Genomic DNA, 26,119 nt, shown 5'->3' with positions numbered 1-26,119 from the left:
AACATTTTTTCTCTATGTCAATAGTTTTCTCCCTATAGTTTTCTCCCTATTTTCAAAAGATATAAAATATGATATACATACCGCTCAACTCAAAATTATTTAAAGCAGGATACAGAGCATGGTAAAAAAACGTTTTTCAATCAGCAATAAGTTGATTATCATTTTCGGGCTTTTAATTGCAGCTGCCTCGCTGACGGAAGGTGCACTGGCAATCGGCTTTGCACGGAAAGCCGTAATTGAAAAATTGGAAGTGCAGCTTGTCGATAAAGCTTTGGATGAAGCGGAAATTATCGACGCAAAAATCAGTGCTTTTTTTCAATTTTTAGAAGGGTTATCTCATATCCCAATACTGTATGATTCAACCGCTTCCTATCAAGAAAAAATAGAACAACTGCAGAAAAATACAATGAGCAACGATATAATAGAAGAACTCAACATCAGCGATACCGCAGGTATTTGTTATGCAAAAAGCGGCACGGTAAATGTAAGCGACAGGGCATGGTTTAAAGCTTCAATGAAAGGGGAACATTTTGTTTCCGACTTACTGATTTCAAAAACAACTCAAAAGTTGATCAGTACGTTTTCGATTCCGCTTTATGATGAGGAGCAACGCATCACGGGTGTTTTATCAGCCGATATTTCCGGTCTATGGTTCAGAGATAATATCAAAGATATTACCATCGGCAAAAGCGGCAATTGCTACATCATAGGGCCGACGGGAGCAACGATTGCCGATCAGGATATTGATGCAGTAACAAGTATGCTCAATCCCAGTCAGGAAGGACAGAGCAATATGGAATTAGATTCTTGCGGAAGATTTGAACGGAATGCTATCGCTTCTTCGCAACCCGGCATCGGCTATTATGAGTACGAAGGGGTTCCTAAAATTGCAGCTTATACGAAACTGAAATCAGCCGCATGGACTACTATTGTATGTGCGCCCGTACACGAATTTATGGAAACCGTCAATACACTCCGGCTCAGTCTGATTTTAATCGGATTTGGTATTTTTGCAGGATCTGTTATCATTGTCTATTTAGTAGCCCGAGGAATGATAAAACCGGTTAAACGAACGGTTTCGGCTTTAAAAAACATCGCACAGGGAGAAGGTGATTTAACCATAAACCTTCCTGTAACGGGGAATGATGAGGTAACAGACTTATCCGAATATTTTAATGAGACGATTGCAAAAATAAGAAACGCGATCAAATCGATAGGCGTAAATTGCAATGAAATGGAAGAAATCGGAAACGAGCTCTCTACCAATATGACCGAAACGGCGAGCGCGGTGCATCAAATCAGTACGAATATCGACAGCGTAAAACAACAGGCAATGACTCAAGCAGCAAGCGTTACTGAAACCGCTGCAACCGTTGAAGAAATTGTTCGCACTATCAAACAATTGAATACAGGTATTGAAATGCAGGCAGCGAGTGTTGCTCAGTCTTCGTCCTCTATCGAAGAAATGGTCGCAAATATTGCCTCCATCACACAGACGCTTGCTAAAACCGACAACGCTATTAAAGACCTTACAACAGCGACAGGCGACGGCAAAGCAACACTTGTAACATCAAATACCGTAACTCAGAAGATTGCGGAAGAATCAGGTTCACTGATAGAAGCTTCGAGCGTTATTCAGCACATTGCATCGCAAACCAACTTACTCGCAATGAATGCTGCTATCGAAGCAGCGCATGCAGGAGAGGCTGGAAAAGGCTTTGCTGTCGTCGCCGATGAAATTCGCAAGCTTGCTGAAGATTCCGCAACACAAGGAAAGACAATTACCGCAACCTTAAAAATGCTCTCAGCGGAAATAGAAACGCTTTCCGCTTCATCAAAGACGGTAGAAGATAAGTTCAATGCAATATTCAACCTTGCTCAGCAAGTTAAAGAAATGAGCGCCAGCCTAACGGAATCGATGAAGGAACAGGAGCATGGCAGCAAAGAAGTTTTAACCGCTATTAAAAACATCAACACGGTAACAGCGGAAGTACAAGCCGGCTCCGAAGAAATGCTGAAAGGCGGTGAAGGGGTCGCTCAGGAAATGCGAAAGCTTGATAATCTTACCCGCATCATAACTGACAGCATGAACGAAATGGCGGCGGGCGCGATGCAGATTAACAATACCATGCAGGAAGTAAACGAGATTACGCAAAAAAACAAACAGAGTATCGATAATCTAGTAGAAGAAGTGAATAAGTTTAAAACTCATTAGGGGTTATCCTAAGAATCTAAGGAAACACTGATAATGCATTACGCTTCTGTCGTCTTGCTTTTATTATAATAACAAGACGGATGCTAGCCCTACACTACCTCTACGGCGGTCTTGCTGCGGAGATAGAAAATATAGGCTTTAACCGATTTGGGCGACTGTTGTCCGCCGGGGGCTTGACCGAACCCTTCCATTTTATAAAAATTTTCTACGGCAGCTTTGTAGATTAAAAGCTGCCTTCGATGTTGTTCAGGATAGATTTTTTGATCGGTTTTATAATCGATGATATACGCGGTATCTTCGTATTCAAAAAGCAAATCGATTTGCCCTATGACGAGCTTCCCTTCGTAGAGGGTTAAAAAGCCGTATTCGGTCTTTCTGAATGAAGCCTCTGCCGCCTTTTGTCCCAGCGGAGAAGAAAGAAAAGCGGTGCACAGTTTTTCCACTTCCCGGGCGTACTTTGCAGGCAGTGTACACGGGCGGTCTAAAAAAGCGGGCTTCCATCGCTTTGTGCACCAAGGTTCCGAACTCGGTGGAGGAAAGCTCATCGCCGTCCTTTTCACCGGTATTGTCGCCCTGCTCGATATGTTCATTTAATTCGGTATGTTTCATAGTTTTAGATTGAGCCATCGTTTGTGAATATTCCATACTTTGCGCTTCCTTACTTTGAAGCATTGCAAGCGGTGCTTCGCTTAACCGGAGCCACTGCCGGTCTTTTTCAAATTGAGTTGCCGGTATGACGCGCGGTTCCGCAAGTGGAAAGTTTTTTTTCCGCAGCCTGTCGGTATAGGGCACGGGTTTTATCAAGATTGAAGTGCTGCCGGTCTTCTGCGGTGTACTGTACGGTCGAGGCGGGGAGCGGTAACACTTCCGTAAAATGTACGCAGTTGATATCTCCGGATAGCGCCGGTAATAAGAGCTGAAAAAAACTTCGGTTATTTTCTTCCTTCTGAGGTTGTACAAGCTGTTGGCGGATTTCGTCCAAAGTTCGGGGCGTTTCCGATAGTTCCTCAATATCGCCGTCGGTTTCCTGCACACCGCTCATCAGCAGCCGAACCTTAGCCCGCGTAACGGCGACGTAAAGGAGCCGCTTTGTTTCGGCGAGGTGTTTAGCATTCGCTTCCTGCCGCAGTTCCTCAAAAAAGATATTGACGGAAGGATCGTTTTTTGTTTCCGGCGGCAAATGGATAACCGGCCCTAAATCCTTGTGCAAAAAGACCATGCCTTCCTTTTTTTCAGACTTTCCCGCATTGCCGCAGTCGGGAATACAGACAATCGGGAACTCCAAGCCCTTGCTCTTATGTACCGTCATAATTTTAACCGCGTCGCCGCCGTGTTCGAGCGGAATTTCCATATCTTCGACCCGCTCTTCCGCGTGAATATACGAAATCAGTGTGTCGATAAAAGCCGAAAGACTCTGCCCCGTGGCATCCGCTTTTACCGCAAGCGCAAACAGGTAGTCGTATAGTTCCAGATAGCGGTGGTAGCGCGGCTCCGTAAGCAATATGTACCGGTACCCTTCGTCATACCACAGTGCGGTAATCAATTCGGCATTACTCTTTTTTTTGATAGAGCCTTGGAGCCGCTCAAAAAGGGCGCAGGCATTTAAGAAATACTGCCGGTCTTCCGTATCCAGTTCTTCGGCAGCGGAGGGAGTAAAAGGTTGGGGGGCATGCTCAAGGCTGTGCAGCATCAATCGGGTAAAAGAGCGGTCGCTGAGGTGGACAAACGGCGAGCGGAGTACTTGGGCATACACGGCTCTGTCATGCGGGTACACCGCTAGGCGGAGCAAGGCGCAGATATCGTTGAGCGGCGCGTCGTGGAACAATCCTTTTTGCTGTACGGAAATGTACGGGATTTTAAATGCACGGAAAAACCGTTCGTAGACTGCTTGATGCGTCGAAGCGCGCAGCAGCACGGCAAAATCCGACCATGTACAGGGACGGGTAGACTGTGAGGCGTCATCGTATACAAGGTAGTGTTCGTCATGGAGCGCGGCTATTTTTTGCGCAAGTGTATACGCCTCGCATTCAATCGGTTTGAGAAAAGCGGTATCGGTGTCGGCGCCCTTCGGAAAGCGTTTTTTGTCGATAAATAAAATATCCGTCTGAGGCGCTAAATGGGGAACCGCCTCTCTGCTGAGGATGGGAATAAATTCCGCTTCAAACGCAGGCACGGTGCCGATAAGGGGTCGATTGGTTTCCGAATAAAAGACCCGCATAAATATGCTGTTAAAAAAGTTGAGCAGTTCCGGTTCAGTGCGGTAATTTGTTTGCAAGTTAATAGAAGCGGAACCGCCTCCTTGCCGTAAGTCCTGTGACAGCGTGCGGAACACCGAAACATCGGCGCCCCGAAACGCATAGATCGATTGTTTTTCGTCCCCGACAAAGAAAAGTTTATCCGGCACCAGCTCATCCGGCTTCGGTATCGATTGGTCGGTACGTTCTTCTTTTTCCGCAAGCAGAAACAAGAGGTCGCGCTGAAGGCTGTTATTATCTTGAAATTCATCGATCATAATTCGATGGGTTTGTTTTTTATAAAAGAGCCGCAAGTCGGGATCGGTGATGAGCGCGTCAACGGCAAGCTGAGCAATGTCGCCGAAATGCAGTATGCTCCTCCGCTTTTTTTCGGCAATGAACCGTTCCTGCAAAATACTGCAAAGCGCGTATATCTTTTGCATCTGCTCTTTGTGTGCATAAAAATGATACAGACTTTGCAAGCGGCCGGAGCTTCCGCTCAGTTCACCGCAGAGCGCCTTGCACGCTTTTACGTCCTCATCCTTTTTTGAACCCATCGTTTTTTTAACGCTGCAAATCGCTTTCAGCCGTTCAAGAAAGACAGGGCTCTGCGGGTCTTGCAGCGTAAGCGGGAATTCAGGGAGTTGCACGTATGCTTCTTTTACTGCGCTGATGTAGTTATCGTTTCCTTCAAGATGAGCGGCAATATCTCCGAGAATGCGTTCGGCTTGTTTGCGATAGCCGGTAAATAATGGTTCGGCAGCGGTCAGCTGATTCTGCAAGGCCTCAGAAAAATCAATCGGGCGGGAGACCGTAACGTAATCGTTTAATATTTTGACAAAGAAGTCGTTGATAAAATCGGTAATCGGTTTATCGCCGAGTAGATATTGCAGGTTTGTGTCCGCGCGGTGTTCAAGGAAAAAATCCAGCGAAAGGTTATAGGCGAGCCGTTTCGATTCGGTAAGATCGATAGTGAAATCCGGACTGATACCGAAGCGTCGGCATGCGGTTACGGCAATCTTATGACAGAATGCATCGATAGTCATAATTTGCGCCTTAAAAAAAGAATCCAATGCAGCGCCGGCGCGGTTCCGCTGTACCGCATCATCGGTTCCCGCATACATCTTTTGCAGCTCCCGATAAATACGCCGGTGCATTTCCGCCGCCGCCTTGTCCGTAAAGGTGAGGGCAAGGATATTTTCAACCTGATAGTTTTTTTCGGTAATCAGGTACACATAGCGGCTTGCCAGCACCTTTGTCTTGCCCGAACCGGCGCCCGCCGCCACAACGGCATTTTCATCCGTTTTTACCGCCTGTTTTTGATGTTCGTTTAAATCTTTGCAAATGTCTATCATGGTTTCTGCCCGTGTGTTCTTTGCGTGAGGGATTGCAGCGATAGTTTTTTTGCCGTTGGTTTAAGCAGCAGCAGTTTATGAAGCGAAACGTAATAACACTGCCCGGAACTTTTCAGTAATGGCAAAAAGCTACAAGCGGAAAGCCCGACGGTTTTCGCGAATGCGTAAACCGGCACGCCACTATTCTTAATTAAGCATTCCATAATCCTCAATCACTCATTAAATAAATTGAATCTATATCTGTGAGAAGCTTATGGAGTCAGTGTAGGATATGCGGTATATTCTGTCAATTATATAGTAAGGTTATCACCGACTCATGGCGGTGCCGCAGATGCTGTTAAAAGTATTGATATACTGCTACCTTACCGGTTGCTATTCGTCGCGGCAGATTGCCAAGCAATGCCGAGAAAAAGTGCAGCGAATAAATATACGTTTGTGTGGAAAGGCTCGGTAGAAAAGTACGAAAAGAAACTTGATGAGAAAGTAAAAGAGTTGATAAAAGAAATTAACACGATTGCCGAACAAGAAAATGAGATATATGGAGATAAAGATTTACAGGAGCTTGGAGAAGGAGCAACGGTTACGAGTGAAGAGATCAAAGTGGTTGCGCAAAAGATAAACGACAAGCTTGAAGCGTTGGCAGAAAACAGTGAAAAAAAAGCAAAGACGGTTAAAAAAAACCGGAGAAAGCGAAGAAAGCACTTGAGAAAGAGTTACTGACGCGAAAAGAAAAATACAGTTAGTTCTGTGAAGCAGGGACTATACAATTGGTAATAAAACAAAACTTTTGGGACAGCCCCTGTCGTTGAGCGATATACTCGGACGTACATCGCTCAACAGCGGCACGGATGCCGCGCGTATTAAGCAGAAACAAGTTTGACACTGGTCAAACTTGTGTTCAGCGAAGTACACGGACGTACTTCGCTGAACGAGCAACGCCGTAGATGCGTCGTATCTCCAGCGCTTTTGAAAATAGTGGCACAGTAGATGCCCCTTTCCGTAAGCCTTTTGAAATAGACTGTTAAAAAACGTACATCCGTGTACGTTTTTTAACGACAAGTTTTTCTAACGAAAAACTTGCTACTGCTCACAACCACCGCCGTCCATGGCGGTACTGATACGTTGAGGATTGTCAGTAGCGGCACGGATGCCGCTCGTGATAACCGGAAGCGATGTTTCGGCTTCTGCCGAAACTCGCGCCAAAACTATACACGGATGTATAGTTTTGGCGCAGATGTGCCGCCTTTCCAGCGCTTTTGAAAATAGTGGTACCGGATACAAGGCGCAGAGCGAATAACACCCGCAGGCACGCTAACGAATGTACGTCCATGTACATTCGTTAGCTACGAATTTAGCCTTACGTCTAAATTCGTTTCTGCTTCATACCCCCGCCATCCTTGGCGGTTCTGAAAAGCTTTTGCCGTAAGCCTTTTGAAAATAGACGGGGCAGGTACGAGGCGCGAGCACAAATTAACCGCAGGCGTATCTTTGATACGTTGAGGATTAATTTGTGCGCAGCAACGAAGTAGATGCCCCGTATATTTCAAAAGGTGGTTAGCCTTTGCGGGATTCGTATACAACCGACCCCCCAATAAAGTATTTGGAAAGTCCGAAGAAGATCAACATCATCGGAATGCTGGCAATAACGGCAGCGGCCATCATTGCACCTTCGTCGGTGCTCCGTTCTGCCGTAAACGAGGTGATATACTGCGGGATGGTTTTCATCGTATCGGACTGAGAAACCAGTAACGGCCACAGCAGGTTATCCCACTGCGTTCTAAACGAAAGGATTGCGAGCGTTGCAATAACAGGTTTACAATTCGGCAGTACGATATGCGAATAGATGGAAAACTCATGCATACCGTCCACACGCGCTGCATCCAAAAACTCATTCGGAAAGGTAATAAGGTATTGGCGCATCATAAAAATACCGAATGCGCTCACCATAAAGGGCAATATCAGACCTGTGTATGTATTTTGGATATGCAGCTTAGTCGCAATCATGTACAGCGGTATCATAATAGCTTCAAACGGAATCATCATCGTTGCCATAATCAGCATAAAGATGAGGTTCCGTCCGCGGAATCTGAATTTAGCCAGTCCATAACCGGTGATGGATGCGAGCAGAACCGTGGTAAATGATACGCTAATTGCCACGATAAACGAGTTGATAATATTCCGAACGTAAATGTAATTGCCGTCATTGCCTTTAATTGCTGTTATAAAGTTGACATACTGCCAGCTGTCGGGTATCCATTTATACGGCATCTGCATAATCTCTTTTCCCGACATAAATGAAGCGGTCAACATAAAAATAAGCGGCATTACGGTAAAAGCAGCAAGCGCCAGCAATAATACTATTTTGATAACCGAAAGCACTCCTGTCGTCATAGATTGTTTCATATTTAACTCCTATGCATCTTGCGGCGCTCTCTTAATAATCCGTCTCGTCGGGCTTTGACGAGCGGAATTGTAGCCATGTTAAAAAGAGCATGATCAAAAATAATACGATACTCATTGCACTTGCACGACCAATCCGCTGTAACTTAATACCAGTTTGATAGATATTCAACGTGATAACGTTAATCGGTCCGAGCGAGGCTCCGTTCTGGGTAAAAAGATATTGGGTGCTGAACGTTTTTAAACACTGCAGCATCGCCATAATTGAAACCAATACGACCGTCGGTTTCAGGAGCGGTAGCGTAATCGACCAAAAGACTTGGAATCTATTTGCACCATCGATTAAAGCTGCTTCGTATACTACCGGAGGGATGGTCGAAAGACCGGTAATAAAAAGAATAACAAAGTATCCGATATACTTCCAAAAATATACAATCATTGTAGAAAGTTGAAGCATCGTACTGTTTAGCAACCATTGATGGTCAACGCCGGGCGTGGAAAGGAGTTTATTAATCCAGTAATTTCCCAATCCGCGAGGGTCAAAAATAAGCAGCCAAATAGCAGCGGCGACAACCGACGATAGAATAGCAGGCGTATAATAGGCTATCTGAAAAACTTTTTTTAAACTGTTCCGCTGCAATGAGCTGATAAGCACCGCAAACAAGAGACTTAATATCACAAGCGGTATAAATGTTCCCAATGTAAAAACAACTGTTGCACGCAGTGAATTTAAGAATGACATCGGATTATCGTATCGGGAAGCGTCAAAAATATAGAAATAATTTTGTAGACCTACAAACTTAGGGGGGATATTGCTGAGTACACGCTTATCGAAAAAACTTTCGATGAACGCATTTATAATAGGATAAAAACTGAATACCGTAAAAAACAACACCGCGGGAGTAACGAAGATAACACCCCACCGTGCGATTTTTTTTTCGATACCGCCGCTCTTTTTTGAGTTAGACATAACCGCTTTTCCTTTACCGATGAATACTAGACCTGTTCAATAGTTTCGTTGTCGAACAGATTTAATCAACAACCCCGACGCAAGCGTCAGGTACCGTGCTCAATGTTTCGCACGGTATGTTCTATAAGGTGGTTGCAGTCGGCTTTAATACCCTTTGTTACGACGCAAGCGTCGGGGTATTAAACCCTCCGCACGAATAAAACAGCCTCTAAAAACACCGTTTTTTAGAGGCTGTTAATGACTGTTTTAACTATTTGTTTTCTTCGTCAAGAATTTCTTGCGCCGTTGCCCGCAAAGAATCCAGCGCTTTTTCGGGAGCTACGCCGGACAGCATAACCGATTCAACTGCCGAGCGGATTGCTGTTTGCAGCTCTGCACTGTTCGCTCCGTAGTACACCATGTGACCTTTGTTCATATCGTTGATAAACACATCGGAATACGGCATATCTTTGAGTGTTTGCGATTCGAGCAGGGCCTTGGTGGGCTGGATAATGTTACCGCCTTCCCGCAGATAATCTTCCCCGTGCTTGAGTAAAAAGCCGATGAGCTTCCATGCAGCCTCCTGCTTCGCCTTGGAAATATCGTTGTTAACCATTAAGAAATGTCCGTAATAGCAAGCGGGAACTTCTTTAACTGCGTCTTTAAATTGAGGGAACGGAACAACCATCCATTCACCACTATTATAGAAGTCGGGATTATCCTTGCGGATTCGTCCCTGCTGGTATAAACCGGTCGTTGCCATTGCAATATCGTTATTGTCTTTGTTGAACAGGTTACGTGCGCTCTTGTAGGTAGGAGAACCGAGGTTCTTTCCGGAGGGTCCCCAATCGCGCATAAAGGTAAGGAACTTGATCCATGCTTCATCCCCGACAATCGCTGTTTTGCCATCATCGCTGATCAGTTGACCGCCGAGCTGTTCCACCATCGGAACAAAGGCAACAAGATAATACGGATAGCGGAAATCGAACCCTCTGCGTACCAGAATATCACCGTCGCGGATAACCAATTTTTCGGAAACGGCAACCATATCCTCCCATGTTTTGGGATAATCTTTTTCGGGATCCAAACCGGCATCGCGGAAAATTTTCTTATTGATATAGATACACCAGTTGGTAATTTCAAGCGGCAAACCGTATACTTTTCCGTCTTTCGTTACCGCATTGAGGATTTCCGGCAAATAGCTGTCATAGATAGCAGCCTGATCCGCATAACCGGCAGCTTTGGGATCGACCGGAGCAACTCTGCCATTCGCAACGTAAGAATATTCATCTTCGATAGACAAATTAAAAATATCCGGTCCCTGATTAGCTGCAAAAGCGGTCTGTACCAGCTCAATCAGCTTTGCAGCGCCCTGAGTTGTCCGCTCTACTTTGATATTCGGGTTATCCTTTTCAAATTCGGCGATCAGCTTTGTTTCAAGCTCGGTACGGGCGGGATCTTCATGCGTCCAATAATGAAGCGTGATAGGCCCCTCTTCCTTTTTTTCCTGCGCACACGACATAAGAGCCGCAATCATCAGCCCTGCAGACAGAATGCTAACCAATTTTTTTAACATAGGTTTCATACTCCTTCTGACCCTCATCTGTAGATTTGGTTTGTTACGATGAGAACATCTTTTCTATTTTCTCACACTATCGCTGAAAGGTCAATTAGAAAAACAAGACATTGTGGACAGAGAAGAGAGATGGTATCCCCCTTGCCTAAGCGGGACCGGTTAGGCAAAATAGATTAAGCAACATTTCTACCAAGGAGATACCGCACGAATAAAAAAAACGGCCGCGCGTTATGCACGGCCGTTAGCGTTAAAGTATTCGTTCTATGCGCGGATTACTGTTTAATCGTAAATGTACCTTCGTTTATAAAGCGAGATTGCCCCGTTACTCCGATTGACGATGCATTTTCATTTGCACTGATAGGCGTTCCGTTGATTGACAGAGAACCTACCGTCGTCGTCGCGCCTTTTTCGTTGCTTACGAGAACGTAGAAATTTTTATTCGTATTTTCAACCGATACTTTTCCGCCTATATCGACGATACCACCTTGAACGATAAACTGTTCATTGCGTACGTCTTCTGCCTCAGGAGCAATACCGGGCTTGCCGCCTTTTCCCATATCGGGTCCCGGCGGTACCGCGCCGATAAACGGAGCAATTTTTCCGTCATTGTATCCGCTGATTTTGACATCACCTTTTACATAGGTGCCGAAGCCATCAAAGGCTGCACTTTGAAAAAATGCGTTTTTTCCTTTTGCAGTCACTTCTACCGAACCCATCCTCGAAATTGTTTTTTCCGCACCCGTCCATCGATTATGCCCTGTCGCGACGATTGCAGCGGCTCCTCTGTTCGGACATTCCACTTTTACCTTGCCGTCGACAGTCGCCTCGAAAACACCTTGCACGGTGTATATCGCGGAAAGCGGACCGTCTTTGTCTTTTTCGGCTGCATTGTAGACATATACATTGCCCAAGCGAGCTTTCGGTCCTGTCTCCGTTACTTTACCGCCGAGAATACCGCGTGCGGTATTAAAATTCGCCAATGCAACGGTTGCATCCGCTGTCGTTCCCTTGTTATTGCATTTTACGATCATATGATCGACATCGATTGTACCGCTTGGAGCGACGTAGTAAAAGCCTGCCGTCGCGTTGTTTCTATAACCGGGGCTTCCGTCGACAGTGCCATCGGGATTGTAGATGCCTTCAATTCCTTCTGCAACGATTTCGATCGTACCGAGTTTAATAAACGGTTCGTCGATCCAATCCATACCGTCGGAATACTCTCCGCGGTCGAATTCGTTGATTGCAAAGATTGCGTTTCCGTGTATTTTATTTAATCCGTGAATGTACAATCTACCTTGTCCTATCAACGTCGAACCGCCGCCTCTGAGATTTCGTACCGTGCGGATTTTGGCAACGCCTGCACCGGCACCGCATGAAATTTGGAGATCACCGTCAATGCGGATTGAACCCGCGTACGGACTCGGATTCCCATCTGCTCCGACGGATCTGCCGTCTGCAAGCCAGAGAACTGCTGAATCGTTTGCGTTTGCATTGTTTGAACCGAGTATGAGCGTACCACCCTTATCGACATCGATCGCATGATTGAACGTATCGTTTAAAACACTTGTCGCGGCCGTGTCATTTGCTTTTTGCGACACTTCAGGATTGCTTGTTCCGGTACCGCCGACGATAAAATGAAACGTATCGAAATCATTGACGGTTTTTCCGCTCCATATTTGAAGCTTTGCCCCCGATTTTACTTTAATAAATTTTCCTGCCGGAACGAAAAGTGTTTTTTGTCCGTAAGATATAACTTTACCGGGTACGCACACTTTGACGTCTGCACCGCGTTCGATGACGACACCGTCAAACGGCAAACCCGTATCGGCCGCTTTCCATTCGCGGATATCACCGTTCAAAAAACCGATGGTACTGTTTGCCGACCACCCGCCGTTAAAACCAAGCAGTGCGTTCATGTCTTCCTGATTTCGAATGACACGAACACGATCAGTCAGTACTGTAGCGCGGGTCGATACGCAAGATGCGAGAATTGCGATGAATGCCGCTGTAAATATCAGTCGGATTCCCTGTTTCTTCCACTTATTCATATATACCTCCTCCATAAAATTTTTCTAATTTAAAACTCTTCAATTAATGACGGGATTATCCACCTCAATCTTATCGTTGTCTTGATAAGGAGCAAGCGTCGACACCATGCGCATCACGGCATTTGATCGATTGATAACATAATGAACTTCCTTAGGTTCAATATGGATGAATTGTCCCTTTGTCAGATGATGCACGACGTTATCGACAACAATATCTACCTCACCTTCAAGGATATAAAAATTTTCTTCCATTATGTCGTGATAATGCGCTCTAAAATCCTGTCCCGGTTGAAACTGCACTATCGCAAAATTCATTCGAGGGCCTTTCATCAAATACTTCGGCCCGTGATCCTGAAAACGATACTCTTTATCCTTTTCATCTACTATAAACATATTATTCTCCTATTATGCTCTGGGCACCTCTAAAAACTCGGTTAGATTTGCTTCGCATCCTTCGGAATAGAGGTGCCCGTCGAGTTTTAATTTAAGTCTTTATAATATAATGACTTAAATTAAAACATCGCAAGTTACATCTAAAGAAAACTTCTAAAACCTGAAGTTTTTAGAAGTTCCCGTCTATTTTCCGGTAATGCCCGGCGCAACCCACATGTACTGCGTGATGCCACGATCGCTCAAATCGAGTTGGGCATCGTATATATTCCGCCATATTTTATACATTTCCATGTATTTTTTATGATGTTCCATATTCGGCTGTAGTGTCGTTTCGATTTTCACCATCGCCGCCGCCGCTTCTTTTATGCTGCCGTATATACCGACACCTGTCGCCGCAAGCATTGCCGCCCCAAGCGCGGTTGCTTCTTTTACGACCGGTATGCGCAATGGAACACCGAGTGCATCGCATACGATTTGCGCCCACAACCGGCTCTTCGCAGCTCCGCCGCCGAACGTTACCGCGGACGGCATTCCGCCGCCTTTTGATGCAACGAGTTGCATATGACCGTAAGTGATCAGCGCAGTGCTTTCGAGGATGGAACGATAAAAGGTATATTTATTGAACAGCTCCGCTTCAAAGGTGAAGTTCGTAAACGTAGGGGCTGCATGGCGCCATGCAGAAAAATTCATAACATCGCTAAATGTGCAGAACATACCGTTCGAACCGACCGGGATTTTTTCGGCGCGTTCATCCATCAGCGCATAGACATCTTTACCTTGCGCGGCAGCTTCTTTTTGTTCTTCAGTACAAAATCCGTCGCGATACCAGCGCATCATCAGGCCGGGCTTAAATGCAAGCGCTTCATACTGCCAAAGGTTCGGCTGTACATGGCAGTTCACCCGTATATCGCAGTCGTCCGATATGCTTCCGCTTGCGGTGTTATATTCATATTGCCAAAATGTCCCGCCGAAAACAGCCGCTTCGTTCGCTTCCGTTACGCCGACTCCGATTGTGCCGAGCTGAGCATCTCCGCCGCCGACAATAATAGGGGTTCCTTCTTTCAATCCGGTTTCTTTAGCGCCCTCTTTGCTGACGTGGGAAACGAGCGTACCGCATTCCTGTACCGGCGGGAAGATATCGCTTTTAAGACCGCAACGCTCTGCAATCGTTTTATCCCATGTCCGCTTTGTCAATGAAAAAAGCCCGCTTGTAGAGCCGTTACTCGGTTCCACAACCAGTTTCCCGCTCATTTTATAGATGAGCCAGTCGTTAAACATACCGATAGAAGCAATGTTCTCATATACTTCCGGCAAATTATTTTTTACCCAAAGGATACGCGGCAACGCACTGAGCGAATACGTTTGTCCGGTCTCAAGGTAGAGTTCATGTTCAAGGGAGAGCGACTTTTTTTTAAGCTGTACCACTTCGTCGGTACTACGCGCATCGACATTGGCACATGCCCAGATTTCTTTTCCTGTCTTATCGTATAAGATAATCCCTTCGCGCATACAAGTTGTCGAAACGGCAACGATGTCGGCATTGTTGATGTGTGATTTTTCCATTACCCCGGCGATACAGCGGCGCGCATAGTCCCAATTTTTTCCCCAATCGAAGTTCATACTCCCGGGATATTTCGGATCTTCAAGATGTTCCCATTCTTGCTGCACGCATTCGATTTGATTTCCTTTTACATCAAAAATGACAGCGCGAACACTCCCCGTACCGGCATCTATAGCCATCAAATACTTTTCACTCATAATTATCTCCCAATAATCCTTTATTTATTTTCAATGAGCCATTGTGCAGTCGTTTCATCCGTTATGAGAATATTCGGATACTGTCCCCGAAGCGCCGCTCTGATTGCGGGGCGTTTGACCGTTCCTGCAGCAACAGCAATGACATTGTGCAGTTTCTTTAATGCTTCCGGTGAATACGTAATAAGGCGTTCTTCGGTAGAAACCGGAATAAAAGTTCCGTTTTCGTCAAAAAAATGAGCAAGCACATCACCCGCAGCGCCGCGCATTTTGAGAAAATCGAAATCGTTTTTTTGTATGATACCGGACTTAATAACAGTCGCATTATCATCCATACCGCCGATACCGATAACCGAACAACTTGCCGTCGGGTGCATCCGCGAAATTTCAATAACGGCTGTTTCCTTTTTTATTGCGTCAACAATTTCTTTTGTCGATGCAACGAAAGGGGCAGGAATAAGGTAGAGTGATGCATTTCCGGCAGAGAGCTGTGTATTGAGCAGATAAATACTAACGCCACCGGTGAGCGAGATATACGTCGGTTTCTTTTTTGAAATTTGCGAAAAATAGTTCATAAACCGTCCGGTCGTATCACCATATCCGATATTGATGATGGGTGTGTCGGAAAAGTGTTCGTCGATGTACATGGCAGCCGCCTTCGCAACCGCATCGTTAAGCGTTTCGGAGGTATGACGTTCATCGGAAGGGATTACAAAGGCATCATCAAGCCGGTAGATATCGATCAGCTCTTGCTCAGTTTTCAACCTGCCTCTAAAATCGTTATGAATGCTGATTTGCACAACGTTTTCCCGTTCAGCCTTTTCAAGCAATCTTATAACACGCATACGGGAAATACCGAGCATATCAGCTATTTCTTTTTGCGTTTTCTTTTGTATGTAATAATACCATGCAATACGTACGATAAGCTCTTTTTCCCAATCATCCGCCATTGTATTTTTTTCTCCCAAACGAACAAAATATCACACTATGAACATATTATCACATTAGATCTAAAAAAACAAGATTTAACTAACAGATTATTAGGACTAAATATTCGTTTTCTTCATAAATTAATTGATAAAACTTTAAAATAGCAAGAAATCTCTATCTCGCTGAAATTTTGCTATTTTATCAAATATACATTTGACAAATCGTTTTTTTCGTCTTATACTTAATTTATTGATAAATGTTCATATCAAGAACAAAAGTTCTTTAATTTTTACTCTTGAGCGAGAGAGGAAACAACCTATGGATGAAAACGCAGCGCCGTTGCTGTCGGTAAAGAAAATCTATAAATCTTTCGGTTCCAATGCCGTACTTAAAGGCGTTGACCTTAATGTCTACCCGGGAGACATCCTTGCCCTTATCGGAGGTAACGGCGCCGGTAAAAGCACGCTGGTAAAGACCATTATGGGAATAAACAGACCGGAAAGCGGAGATATCCTTGTAGACGGAAAACCTATTCATTTCGGAAGTCCATCGGCCTCGCTGCATGCGGGAGTATATCTTATACCGCAGGAGCCGATGCTTTTTTCAAATATGACGCTTGAAGAAAATATTTTGATGGGGATTCCCGGTAAAAAGAAAGAACTTCATAAGCGTCTTATGGATATTATACAGCAGCTCGGCTGGAAGCTCGATTTTGATAGAACAGCGCGTACGCTCTCGATTGCGGAACAGCAGTTGGTAGAAATCTTACGCGGTCTGATGCGTGAGGCGCGCATCATGTTTTTTGACGAACCGACGTCTTCACTTACGTTTGAAGAGGTTAACTCTCTTTTTAACATTATCGCCGAATTGAAAAAAAAGAAAGTCGGCGTCATTTATATAACACATCGTTTAAATGAAGTATTTGCTATAGCAAACCGCATTGCGCTTTTGATAGATGGTACTATTACGATGGATGGCGACACCAAAGACTTTACATACGATATGTTGTTAAAAGGGCTCGCACCTGAAAGTGTCGAAAAAATGCTCGAAGAAGAAACGATTGATACGACGGAAGCCGAAAAAAAAGAGCCGGTACTTTCACTTAAAAATCTCAGCGGTTACGGTTTTGCCGATGTCAATCTTGATGTCTATCCCGGAGAAGTTCTCGGTATGACCGGTGTCGTAGGAGCCGGTAAAACGGAGCTCGCAACGACGCTTTACGGCCGCGATAAGGTGCTGGGCGGAAAAGTGTATTTAAACGGAGAAGATATTACGGGGTTGAAGACTAAGCGGATCATTGCAAAGGGGATCAATTATCTTCCCGAAGACCGGTTTTTAAACGGGATTTTTAAATTGACAACGGTGCGTAATAATATTACTTCCATAAGACTTACAACGTTAAAGCGAATGCTTATCAATACCGTACAAGAAAAATCGCTTGCAAAAAAATACATCGATGAATTTCATATTAAAGTTACCGGCGACGGCCAGATAATGGGTTCTCTTTCCGGCGGCAATCAGCAAAAAGTGATTATCGGAAGATGTTTTTCTACAAATCCGCACCTTGTTATTCTTGACGAACCGACGCGCGGTGTTGATGCGGGAGCTCGCAGTGATGTGTACGCGATTATCAAAGAGCTTAAAAAAACAGGCGTAGCTATCTTACTGATCAGTTCCGATATGGAAGAAATCATTACGATGAGCGATCGGGTCGTTACCATGTACCGTGGTAGAATTAATCATGAATTTTCAAAAGATGAAATAAACGAACAGGCGCTGATGGCTGCTTCATTCGGTGTAGAAAAAGGGATGGTTGGATAAATGCAGTATATATCCTTTAAGCGGATTTTTAAGGCAAGAAGCCTCTTTTCGCTTGCGGTAGTAGTTATACTTTTTCTTCTTGTCGGTATTGTTAATCCCGATTTTCTCGGTACGCGAAATTTAATGCAGACGGTAAACTCAAGCGTCGTATTTGCGCTTTTGTCTATCGGTATCGCATTTGTACTGATTATCGGTGAAATCGACGTTTCAGTCGGTGCAGTGATGGGGTTGACTGCTGCGGTAAGCGCAACGTTAATTCGTGACGGCAGTCCGTGGTCGCTTGCTATTTTAGCAGCTGTCGGAATCGGTATTGTATGCGGACTCATAAACGGCTATGGGCTCGTATATCTCGGCATTCCTTCCATTATTATGACACTTGGTATGAACGGTGTTATCCGCGGTCTTATCTATGTCTATACCGGCGGAAAATGGGTTGAAAACATTCCGTTTGAGTACAAGGCGGTCAGTCAAGCGACTGTCGGCGGTATCACTTACATTTACTTGGCAACATTCATTATCGCAGTCGGTGGTTCACTGTTGCTGCGGCGTATTGCCATAGGACGAAATTTTTATGCCGTAGGGGACAATATCGGCGGCGCTGAGCTGGTCGGCATTCCCGTAAAACGCACGCGGATAAGCGCCTTTGTGCTCAGTTCGTTCTTTGCCGCCGCAGCCGGTTGTATCTATGTAAGCCGCATCGGATTTGTTACGCCGATTGCAGGAAACGGTTACGAAATGAAAGCGATTGCGGCCTGCGTTCTAGGCGGCATCAGTCTGTCCGGCGGTGTAGGTTCGTTGTTCGGCGCGCTGATAGGAGCCATCATCATGGCGTCGATAGACCGCATCCTCGTATTTTTAAAATTTTCTTCCGATTATGACAGCACGATTACCGGTATTTTATTGATCACGATTGTTACGATAGACGGGCTGGTACAGCATTATGCGGCTGAAAAGGCACGGAGAACGCGCCTCTTAGCAAAGACAGCCGGAACGGAGAGTAGGTAGCTATATGGGAAAGAAACGGTTTGCTTTTACAAATGAATTATTGCTGATTGCCGTTATTGTATGCGAAATTATCTTATTCGGTATGTTGAACCCGCGCTTTTTACGTCCGATTGTACTGCTCGGTTCAATCAATGACTTTATTTCGATCTGCATCATCTCGCTTTTTGTAACGATGGTTATTATTGCCGGCGGGATGGATATTCAAGCAGGTTCAATAGTCGGCCTTTCATCGATTGTTATAGGCGTATTTTTTCAAAGCGGTGTAAATATCTATGTGGCCTGTTTGCTTGCGATTATTGCAGGTATACTGTGCGGACTGTTAAGCGGTTTTATCATTGCGTATACCAATGTACCGCCCATGGTTGTAACACTCGGCGGTTCGTTTTTATATTCCGGTTTAGCGGTTTCGATTACCCGTATTGCAAAGGTTGAATTGTACAAGGGTATTAGCGGTTTCCCTGCTGCATTTACGGCAGTTACGCAGTTCCGTTTTTTTGGAATTATTCCTTCTCAAATTTTATTGTTTTTAATTATGGCAATAATTGCCTATATTATTCTGCACCGTACTGCCTACGGACGTTCCGTGTATTTGTGCGGTATTAACTCGAATGCTGCCGAATTTTCCGGGGTAAATACGCGATTTATCAAGATGACGACGTATGCGCTTTCCGGGGCCGGTGCGGCAATCGCCGGGATTGTACTTACCTCATATCTCGGTACCGCAAAGGCTGACTTTGGTAAAGAATTAACTCTGCCGATTATAACGGCCGTCGTACTCGGCGGTACGGCAATTACCGGGGGGAGTGGCAGTATTTTCGGGACGGCGCTTTCTGCGCTGGTAATCGGAATTATGCGATTCGGTTTATCGATGGCAGGAGTCAATACTCAGTATCTTGATATACCGGTCGGCATGTTACTGCTTATTATTGTTGCATCTCGCGGATTTTCCGGGAAAGGCTTTTCGAGCAATCTAACCGGTATTTTCCGCAAGCGATAGGGGGCATTTTTAAAAAACAAATTTTATTTTTTAAAGATGTCTATAGGGCATCTCTAAAAACTCGGTTAGATTTTTAGAGATGCCCGACGAGTCTTTTTGATAAGTCTTTATATTGTTATGACTTATCAAAAAACATCGCAACTAAATCTAAGGAAACACTCTAAAAACTTGCGGTTTTTAGAGTGTTTCCTTAGATTAAAACAACGGACGACAAAATCAGGAGGTAAAAAATGAAAAAACTGATGTCGATTATGTTGGCAGCGCTCTTGGTCGGCGTACCGGTATTTGCCGGCGGCTCAAGTGATCAGGGCTCTGGTGGTTCAAAGAAAGACGTTGTTGTCGTATTTATTCCGAAAATCAGCGGCAATGCTTTTTTTGAAGTAGCAAATGAAGGTGCTCAAAAACTGGCAAAGCAGGTCGGTTTTACCGTAAAGTATGACGGCAGCCCCGATGCAGCAGTGGCGAATCAGGTTAATATCATTAACAATGCTATTCAGCAAGGTGCCGATGCAATCTCAATTTCGACCGTTGATGCAGCCGGTGTCGATCAAGCATTGAAAGCAGCTCGCAAAGCCGGCCTTGCCGTTATGACATGGGACTCCGATTCCAATCCTGATGCACGGCAGCTTATGACATCTCAGGGAACCCCCGATATCCTCGGCAAAATGCTTGTTGATATGGGCGTTACCTCTCTTAAAGAAAGAGGTAAAAATCCTGATACGGATGTTATCAAATACTGCTGGCACTATTCTCAGGCAACGGTTACCGATCAGAATTCATGGCATGTCGCAGGCGAAGCTTATATTCGCCAAAAGTATCCCAAATGGGTTAATGTTGCGCCGGATAACTACTATTCCAACCAAGATGCGGAACGTGCAATTACAGTTGGAGAAGCGGTTCTGTCTGCTCACAAAGATATCGACTTAATTATTTGTAACGACTCGACTGCTCTTCCCGGTCAATGTCAAGCCGCACAAAACCTTGGTCTTAATCAGAAAAAGGTAACCATTACCGGTTTTGCAACACCGAATGCGATTAAGGACTATTGCCGTGCAGGTATTCTTACTCGCTGGGGCTTGTGGGATTGCGGTATTCAAGGTGCAATTTCCTGTTACCTCGCCTACTGGGCAGCAACAGGACACAGTATGAAAGTCGGCGACACAATCGATATTCCTACCATCGGTAAGGTAACTATTCAGCCGAACACGGTACTTGATCCGAAATCTTATACGGCAAACGATTCCGGTGTTGTATTGCTTCCGGAGCGTGCAGTATTCACAAAAGAAAACATGGATAAGTATAACTTCTAAATAGAGGTTATAGGGGAACCTTTAAAGACACAGCCGTTTTTAGAGGTTCCCTGTATCACTTTTAATGATAGGAATGATAGTATGGCAGATTTAGACGGTTTAAAAACAGCTCACGATTATCACACGGATGTCCCTTTTGCCGTTGACGGAGCATTTTATGTAAAAGGGGCTGGCAATCTCGACTGGGGTATGAAAAAACACCTGTCGAATATTTTTAATCCTCAAACCGGTAATACCGTGATGTTCGCATTTGATCACGGTTATTTTATGGGGTCAGTTTCGGGGCTCGAACGGCTCGACCTTTTAATTCCCCAGCTTAATGATCATGTCGATGTCCTTATGGCAACACGAGGAGCATTGCGCACCTGTGTGCGTCCCGACTGCAAAAAAGCTATTGCGCTCAGAGTGTCTTCCGGTTCCTCTATGGTACAGGATGACTTAACCCATGAAGTTGTTGCCGTCAATATTGAAGATGCGATAAGGATGAATGCCGACTGCCTTGCAGTTCAGACTTTTATCGGCGGCGACGGTCAGCTGGAAAGCATCGACAATCTTTCTGCGGTTATTAATGCAGGCATTCGCTATAGCATACCGACCCTTGGCGTAGTCGCAGTCGGTAAGAATATGGAACGCACCGCACAGTATTTTAAACTTGCAACACGTATTATTGCCGAACTCGGTGCAAACATTATAAAAACATATTATTGCGAAGATTTTGAAGAAATCGTTGCTGCATGTCCGGTACCGATTGTAGTAGCCGGCGGGAAAAAGCTCCCCGCACAAGAAGCGCTCGCATTGGCCTATCATTCAATCCGCGACGGAGCCAGAGGGCTTGATATGGGACGCAATATTTTTCAGAGTGCTCATCCTATCGCGATGGCCGATGCAATCGGAAAAATCGTTCACCACAAATATACCGACAAAGAAGCATTTGAATTCTATACGGAACAAATTAATAAAAAATAAAGGTACGACCAGGGCAAACAAATCTGACATGTTTGCCCTTTCTCTCAGCTTTTTAGTAGGAAGGCTAATTAATCAGTACTACCTCTTCATCCTTAATGCAGCTTCCCAGTCTTTACAAAAGACAGTGAGCGAGTATCTCCTACCGCTGTTTTGCAAGCGCCGTACTGATCCTCGTGCCGATAAATTGAATAAGCTCTACCATCACTAAAATGACGATGACCGCCGCCAGCATAATATCACTGCGGAACCGCTGATAGCCGTATCGGATTGCCAAATCGCCAAGGCCGCCGCCGCCGATTGCACCCGCCATTGCCGAATATCCGATAAGGTTGATAATAGTGAGCGTAATGCCTGCAACGAGGGGCGGCAGCGCTTCCGGTATCATCACTTTAAAGATAATCTCCATAGTAGAAGAGCCCATCGCAAGAGCCGCTTGGATAACACCGCGGTCGATTTCCAGCAAGGCGCTTTCGATAACCCGTGCAACAAAGGGGGCGGCGGCGATGGAAAGCGGCACGACCGTTGCGGCGGTTCCGATGCTGGTACCGATGATGAGCCGCGAAAACGGAAAGAGCAAAATCATCAATATAATAAACGGGAATGAACGTAATACGTTTACCACCCGGTCGATAAGTTGATGCAACACCGGTCTCGGCATAAGGTTCCCCTCCGCAGTGATGCATAGCAGCACGCCGAGCGGCGCTCCGAGTATAAAAGAAAAAAGCGTAGAAAAGAATACCATTATGAGCGTTTGCGCCGTCGCTGTTCCCACAAGCTGTACTAACGTTGACCATGAACTCATTGATGTGTCTCCTCTACTTTGATGCCGTTTTGATTAAGATAAGCAAACGCTTTTTGCATATCTTCGGGTGAACCGTTAATATCGACAAAGAGGGTTCCGACCACCGTTTCACCGACCTTTTGCATACCGCCTGCACAGATATTAAATTCAATGCCATAATCGCGGGAAATTTTACTCAAAACCGGCTCACTCGTGGGTTCACCGGAGAACCGGAGCGTATAGGCGCCGCCGCTTTTAGACCATCGGATAAGCTGTGTGTCTTCGGGATTGAGCGGGTTGATATGCATTAAGAAGTCTTTGGTTACTTCCGACTTCGGCGCAGAAAAGATTTCACGCACGGAACCCGTTTCCGCCACGGCGCCGTTATCGATAACGGCCACTTGCTGGCAACAATCGCGCACCACTTCCATCTGATGCGTTATCATCACAACACTTAAATTCATATCCTTTTGCAGCCGCTTGAGCAGCTCCAAAATTGAGCGTGTTGTCTGCGGGTCAAGTGCGCTCGTCGCTTCGTCGCAAAAGAGGATATCGGGAGAAACCGCCAAGGCACGGGCAATAGCCACCCGCTGTTTTTGTCCACCGGATAGGGTACTTACCCGTGCATCGCCGCGTCCTTCAAGCCCGACAACATTCAGCATTTCTTCCACTTTTGCTGCGATAGCACGCTTCGGCATTCCGGCAATTTCAAGCGGATAGGCGATATTGCCCGCAGCCGTGCGCGATGCAAATAAATTGAAATTCTGAAAAATCATCCCGATTTTTTTATGTTGATTGCGTAAGAGCTTGCCTGTCAAGGTGTCTACGCGGGAGTCACCATAGTAAATCTCGCCCGAATCCACCGGTTCCAAAAGGCTTATCAGCCGCACGAGCGTCGATTTTCCCGCGCCGCTTTTTCCGATAATCCCGAAAATCGTATTGGAAGGAATTTCAAGGCTGATATTATCCACCGCTTGAAGTTCTCCGTACCGTTTGTTTACGTTTACTAACCGTATCATCCGTACATACAAACAAAATATAAAAGCTCTGTCAAGTTATTATTGCCGATGCGTCAGGGTAAACACATCAGACGTTTTGTTGATCACCCCGCAAAATCAGGAGGCTGTTCAAGCAGAGTTGAACCTCTTCGCGGTTCAAATGCTTGCCCACCCTCCTGATTTTGCGATCTATATTCTATTCGTCTGATGCGTTTACCCCTTTGCTGAAAAAATGTACGAAATTTTATTTCCTTAAAATGCAACAGTTGAACAAAATATGAATTTTGGAAACTGTTGCATTCGTGCGCGAAAAGCGCACACATCAATACGCAAGTTTTCGAAAGAAAACTTGACGGTTAATACATCCGCCACGGACGGCGGTGGTTAGAGCAGAAGCGATATTTTGGCTTTGCCAAAATTCGTTATCAACTGATGGACAGGGATGTTCATCAGTTGATGAAGGCATCATTGTAGACGCTCACCTTATACCTATGAAATTTCGCACAGAAGGAAGACAATCGCTAAAAATTTTTTAATGCGATTGCTCTAGCCGATACGTGTATCATAATAGTATTTTATATGTTTAAGAAGTAATTGAAAACTTCTCAAAACTTCAGTTTTAAGAAGTTTTCCTCGGCTTTATTTTTTATTTGCGAAATTACAGAGGCTGTGAAAATTCTTTCGCGGCGTTCTTATGTTGGAGGTAAACGTATGCATTTAAGACAAAGATTTCAAACGGTACTGTCATTTACCGCACTGTTGAGCATGGTTGTAATGATTTTTGTATCATCCTGCTCTGCAAGTCCTGCTTCTGCAACAACAGTATATGCTGACACAAAGCATTCGGAAGCAATTACAAAAGAGACGATTTCCTTGTTGGAAGGGCTGCAAAGTGCGAACCGGCAAGTATCGGCGGCAATTTTACCGTCAGTAGTAACGCTATCGGTTACGGAAATTAAAAAAGTCCGCAATCCCCTTTCGGGAGACGGTTTTCCGTGGTTCTTTTTTGGAATGCCTAATCAGAATAACGGTGAAAAATCAGAAGGGAACGATAGCGGCGAGCAAGAATATAAATCAGAAGGGATGGGTTCGGGTGTTATCGTTCGTAAGAACGGCAATACCTATTATGTGCTGACTAATCAGCATGTTACCGGTACGGCTGAAAAGATTATCGTCAAGTTATATAACGGACATACCGCAGAAGGAAAACTGGTCGGCGGAGATCAGCGACGAGATATTGCACTGGTTTCATTTGAATCCACCGAAAAAGATATTGCTATTGCTGAATTGGGAAATTCCGATGCGGTAGAGGTTGGCGATATTGTCTTTGCTGTCGGTTCTCCGCTCGGGTATGTTTCGACGGTTACCCGCGGTATGGTCAGCGCGGTCGGGCGGTCGGGCGGTCCGAATAATAACATCAACGACTTTATTCAAACCGATGCCGCCATCAATCAGGGAAACTCCGGCGGCCCGCTCGTCAATATCTACGGGCAAGTTATCGGTATTAACACATGGATTGCATCATCAAGCGGAGGGTCACAGGGACTTGGTTTTTCCATTCCGATCAACAACGTCAAAGGAGCAATCGACTCACTTATTTCCGACGGTAAATTGAAATATGGATGGGTTGGTGTCCAACTGACGAGCGCCGACGAAACGGTTATGAAAGCTCTGGGGCTCGGTGAAAAAACCGGCGCTTTGGCTATCGACATCTTCTTAGGGTCTCCTGCATTTAAAGGCGGCATCCGTCCGGGCGATTTTGTCGTTAAGCTGAACGGTAAAGAGGTTAAGAGCGTCGATCAACTTGTCCGCGATGTCGGCGATCTTCGTAGCAACACTACCGCTGAATTTGTGGTTATCCGCGATGGTAAAGAACAAACATTCTCTGTAAAGATTGAAGAGCGGGATCAGAAAATCGTTACCGACTCGTCGAAATTATGGCCGGGATTTATCGGTTACGAACTCAGTGATGAAATACGCGATAAATTAAAGCTTGATAAAAAACAAACAGGCGTGCTGGTAACCAACATTACCAATAAAACGCCCGCCGTTATTATCGGGCTTAAATCAGGTGATATTATTACTGCGGTAAATGATGTACCGGTAACCAATATGCGCGAATTCTATCGTGAATTATCAAAGATCAAAAAAGAAGTGTGGTTCGATGTACTGCGTGAAGGACAAACACTATCGACTTTACGCTATAAGTTTTAAGTTAAGATAAAAGCTGAAAATGAAAAGCGCCGATTAACCGTCAAGATTAATCGGCGCTTTTTTTTTATTCGTGCAGAGGGGTTAACCCCTTATTGCTGTGCAACGTATGCTCTGCGTCGGGGATGTTGGCTCGTAATATATTTGGTAAATATCGCAGAGAAACTCTAAAAAA

21 protein-coding genes are annotated in these 26,119 nt (G+C 45.1%); 9 read left to right on the top strand and 12 right to left on the bottom strand.

Annotated features, from left to right (window positions below; genetic code table 11):
* The first annotated feature begins 118 nt into the window (after positions 1-118).
* Positions 119-2,215, top strand: coding sequence for a methyl-accepting chemotaxis protein (locus GWP40_RS02045; protein ID WP_212565846.1), 2,097 nt, complete (start codon positions 119-121; stop codon positions 2,213-2,215).
* 89 nt (positions 2,216-2,304) lie between these two features.
* On the opposite strand, the gene GWP40_RS12560 is transcribed toward GWP40_RS02045, so the two are convergent.
* Both GWP40_RS12560 and GWP40_RS02040 read right to left on the bottom strand, forming a co-directional pair.
* Positions 2,305-2,775 (bottom strand): PD-(D/E)XK nuclease family protein, encoded by a 471-nt coding sequence (locus GWP40_RS12560; RefSeq protein ID WP_230974542.1) that lies wholly within the window; start codon positions 2,773-2,775, stop codon positions 2,305-2,307.
* Between the two features lie 155 nt (positions 2,776-2,930).
* Entirely contained in the window at positions 2,931-5,804 is a 2,874-nt protein-coding gene (locus GWP40_RS02040) for a UvrD-helicase domain-containing protein (protein ID WP_230974541.1), read from the bottom strand.
* A gap of 316 nt (positions 5,805-6,120) precedes the next feature.
* Between GWP40_RS02040 and GWP40_RS13545 the strand changes: the two genes are divergently transcribed.
* Together GWP40_RS13545 and GWP40_RS02030 are read left to right on the top strand one after the other, a co-directional pair.
* The gene (locus GWP40_RS13545) at positions 6,121-6,258 is read left to right on the top strand and encodes a transposase (RefSeq protein WP_371922017.1); all 138 of its coding nucleotides are present in this window, start codon (positions 6,121-6,123) and stop codon (positions 6,256-6,258) included.
* Entirely contained in the window at positions 6,204-6,524 is a 321-nt protein-coding gene (locus GWP40_RS02030) for a hypothetical protein (protein WP_212565844.1), read from the top strand. Before GWP40_RS13545 ends, GWP40_RS02030 begins: the two co-directional genes overlap by 55 nt.
* Before the next feature lie 360 nt (positions 6,525-6,884).
* On the opposite strand, the gene GWP40_RS13220 is transcribed toward GWP40_RS02030, so the two are convergent.
* From GWP40_RS13220 to GWP40_RS01995, 8 genes are all read right to left on the bottom strand, one after another.
* Positions 6,885-7,007 carry a hypothetical protein gene (locus tag GWP40_RS13220; RefSeq protein WP_269140249.1) on the bottom strand — a complete coding sequence of 41 codons (123 nt, stop codon included), beginning with the start codon at positions 7,005-7,007 and terminating at the stop codon, positions 6,885-6,887.
* Positions 7,008-7,358: 351 nt separating this feature from the next.
* A complete protein-coding gene (locus GWP40_RS02025) occupies positions 7,359-8,207 on the bottom strand; it encodes a carbohydrate ABC transporter permease (RefSeq protein WP_016522500.1) in 849 nt (282 codons plus the stop codon).
* Between the two features lie 31 nt (positions 8,208-8,238).
* The gene (locus tag GWP40_RS02020; protein WP_212565843.1) at positions 8,239-9,174 is read right to left on the bottom strand and encodes a carbohydrate ABC transporter permease; all 936 of its coding nucleotides are present in this window, start codon (positions 9,172-9,174) and stop codon (positions 8,239-8,241) included.
* 250 nt (positions 9,175-9,424) lie between these two features.
* Positions 9,425-10,729: an ABC transporter substrate-binding protein gene (locus GWP40_RS02015; RefSeq protein ID WP_212566509.1), complete on the bottom strand. Its 1,305-nt coding sequence runs from the start codon at positions 10,727-10,729 to the stop codon at positions 9,425-9,427.
* Positions 10,730-11,001: 272 nt separating this feature from the next.
* On the bottom strand, positions 11,002-12,777 hold the full coding sequence (locus GWP40_RS02010; RefSeq protein WP_212565842.1) for a hypothetical protein: 1,776 nt from the start codon (positions 12,775-12,777) through the stop codon (positions 11,002-11,004).
* A gap of 39 nt (positions 12,778-12,816) precedes the next feature.
* The gene (locus GWP40_RS02005; protein WP_212565841.1) at positions 12,817-13,170 is read right to left on the bottom strand and encodes a cupin domain-containing protein; all 354 of its coding nucleotides are present in this window, start codon (positions 13,168-13,170) and stop codon (positions 12,817-12,819) included.
* A 183-nt stretch (positions 13,171-13,353) separates the two neighbouring features.
* On the bottom strand, positions 13,354-14,928 hold the full coding sequence (gene lsrK / locus GWP40_RS02000; RefSeq protein ID WP_212565840.1) for an autoinducer-2 kinase: 1,575 nt from the start codon (positions 14,926-14,928) through the stop codon (positions 13,354-13,356).
* Between the two features lie 20 nt (positions 14,929-14,948).
* A complete protein-coding gene (locus GWP40_RS01995; protein WP_212565839.1) occupies positions 14,949-15,875 on the bottom strand; it encodes a sugar-binding transcriptional regulator in 927 nt (308 codons plus the stop codon).
* Positions 15,876-16,173: 298 nt separating this feature from the next.
* On the opposite strand from GWP40_RS01995, the gene GWP40_RS01990 reads away from it, so the two are divergent.
* The 5 genes from GWP40_RS01990 to lsrF all read left to right on the top strand — a co-directional run bounded on the left by GWP40_RS01990 (position 16,174) and on the right by lsrF (position 21,954).
* Positions 16,174-17,676 (top strand): sugar ABC transporter ATP-binding protein, encoded by a 1,503-nt coding sequence (locus tag GWP40_RS01990; RefSeq protein WP_212565838.1) that lies wholly within the window; start codon positions 16,174-16,176, stop codon positions 17,674-17,676.
* Positions 17,677-18,681, top strand: a complete 1,005-nt coding sequence (locus GWP40_RS01985; RefSeq protein ID WP_212565837.1) for an ABC transporter permease — start codon at positions 17,677-17,679, stop codon at positions 18,679-18,681. It begins immediately after the preceding gene.
* 4 nt (positions 18,682-18,685) lie between these two features.
* A complete protein-coding gene (locus GWP40_RS01980) occupies positions 18,686-19,678 on the top strand; it encodes an ABC transporter permease (protein WP_212565836.1) in 993 nt (330 codons plus the stop codon).
* 230 nt (positions 19,679-19,908) lie between these two features.
* Positions 19,909-20,988 carry a substrate-binding domain-containing protein gene (locus GWP40_RS01975; RefSeq protein ID WP_212565835.1) on the top strand — a complete coding sequence of 360 codons (1,080 nt, stop codon included), beginning with the start codon at positions 19,909-19,911 and terminating at the stop codon, positions 20,986-20,988.
* A gap of 81 nt (positions 20,989-21,069) precedes the next feature.
* Positions 21,070-21,954, top strand: coding sequence for a 3-hydroxy-5-phosphonooxypentane-2,4-dione thiolase (gene lsrF / locus GWP40_RS01970; protein ID WP_212565834.1), 885 nt, complete (start codon positions 21,070-21,072; stop codon positions 21,952-21,954).
* A gap of 139 nt (positions 21,955-22,093) precedes the next feature.
* Here the strand turns inward: lsrF and GWP40_RS01965 are convergent, their stop codons facing one another.
* Both GWP40_RS01965 and GWP40_RS01960 read right to left on the bottom strand, forming a co-directional pair.
* Positions 22,094-22,756, bottom strand: a complete 663-nt coding sequence (locus GWP40_RS01965) for a methionine ABC transporter permease (RefSeq protein WP_212565833.1) — start codon at positions 22,754-22,756, stop codon at positions 22,094-22,096.
* Positions 22,753-23,754: a methionine ABC transporter ATP-binding protein gene (locus GWP40_RS01960; protein WP_212565832.1), complete on the bottom strand. Its 1,002-nt coding sequence runs from the start codon at positions 23,752-23,754 to the stop codon at positions 22,753-22,755. The genes GWP40_RS01965 and GWP40_RS01960 overlap by 4 nt, the downstream gene beginning before the upstream one ends.
* Before the next feature lie 690 nt (positions 23,755-24,444).
* Between GWP40_RS01960 and GWP40_RS01955 the strand changes: the two genes are divergently transcribed.
* Positions 24,445-25,947, top strand: a complete 1,503-nt coding sequence (locus GWP40_RS01955) for a Do family serine endopeptidase (protein ID WP_212565831.1) — start codon at positions 24,445-24,447, stop codon at positions 25,945-25,947.
* Positions 25,948-26,119: the final 172 nt, after the last annotated feature.

The sequence above is a fragment of the Treponema vincentii genome, from assembly GCF_018336815.1.
Classification (GTDB): Bacteria; Spirochaetota; Spirochaetia; order Treponematales; family Treponemataceae; genus Treponema.
The sequence above is the reverse complement of the archived record's forward strand: the minus strand, read 5'-3'. Positions and strand labels throughout refer to the sequence as shown.

Excerpts from the sequence above, each read along its gene's own strand:
- GWP40_RS02045 (WP_212565846.1), top strand. The coding sequence starts at position 119 with ATGGTAAAAAAACGTTTTTCAATCAGCAATAAGTTGATTATCATTTTC.
- GWP40_RS02040 (WP_230974541.1), bottom strand. The coding sequence starts at position 5,804 with ATGATAGACATTTGCAAAGATTTAAACGAACATCAAAAACAGGCGGTA.
- GWP40_RS13545 (WP_371922017.1), top strand. The coding sequence starts at position 6,121 with ATGGCGGTGCCGCAGATGCTGTTAAAAGTATTGATATACTGCTACCTT.
- GWP40_RS02030 (WP_212565844.1), top strand. The coding sequence starts at position 6,204 with ATGCCGAGAAAAAGTGCAGCGAATAAATATACGTTTGTGTGGAAAGGC.
- GWP40_RS02025 (WP_016522500.1), bottom strand. The coding sequence starts at position 8,207 with ATGAAACAATCTATGACGACAGGAGTGCTTTCGGTTATCAAAATAGTA.
- GWP40_RS02020 (WP_212565843.1), bottom strand. The coding sequence starts at position 9,174 with ATGTCTAACTCAAAAAAGAGCGGCGGTATCGAAAAAAAAATCGCACGG.
- GWP40_RS02015 (WP_212566509.1), bottom strand. The coding sequence starts at position 10,729 with ATGTTAAAAAAATTGGTTAGCATTCTGTCTGCAGGGCTGATGATTGCG.
- GWP40_RS02010 (WP_212565842.1), bottom strand. The coding sequence starts at position 12,777 with ATGAATAAGTGGAAGAAACAGGGAATCCGACTGATATTTACAGCGGCA.
- GWP40_RS02005 (WP_212565841.1), bottom strand. The coding sequence starts at position 13,170 with ATGTTTATAGTAGATGAAAAGGATAAAGAGTATCGTTTTCAGGATCAC.
- lsrK (WP_212565840.1), bottom strand. The coding sequence starts at position 14,928 with ATGAGTGAAAAGTATTTGATGGCTATAGATGCCGGTACGGGGAGTGTT.
- GWP40_RS01995 (WP_212565839.1), bottom strand. The coding sequence starts at position 15,875 with ATGGCGGATGATTGGGAAAAAGAGCTTATCGTACGTATTGCATGGTAT.
- GWP40_RS01990 (WP_212565838.1), top strand. The coding sequence starts at position 16,174 with ATGGATGAAAACGCAGCGCCGTTGCTGTCGGTAAAGAAAATCTATAAA.
- GWP40_RS01985 (WP_212565837.1), top strand. The coding sequence starts at position 17,677 with ATGCAGTATATATCCTTTAAGCGGATTTTTAAGGCAAGAAGCCTCTTT.
- GWP40_RS01980 (WP_212565836.1), top strand. The coding sequence starts at position 18,686 with ATGGGAAAGAAACGGTTTGCTTTTACAAATGAATTATTGCTGATTGCC.
- GWP40_RS01975 (WP_212565835.1), top strand. The coding sequence starts at position 19,909 with ATGAAAAAACTGATGTCGATTATGTTGGCAGCGCTCTTGGTCGGCGTA.
- lsrF (WP_212565834.1), top strand. The coding sequence starts at position 21,070 with ATGGCAGATTTAGACGGTTTAAAAACAGCTCACGATTATCACACGGAT.
- GWP40_RS01965 (WP_212565833.1), bottom strand. The coding sequence starts at position 22,756 with ATGAGTTCATGGTCAACGTTAGTACAGCTTGTGGGAACAGCGACGGCG.
- GWP40_RS01960 (WP_212565832.1), bottom strand. The coding sequence starts at position 23,754 with ATGATACGGTTAGTAAACGTAAACAAACGGTACGGAGAACTTCAAGCG.
- GWP40_RS01955 (WP_212565831.1), top strand. The coding sequence starts at position 24,445 with ATGCATTTAAGACAAAGATTTCAAACGGTACTGTCATTTACCGCACTG.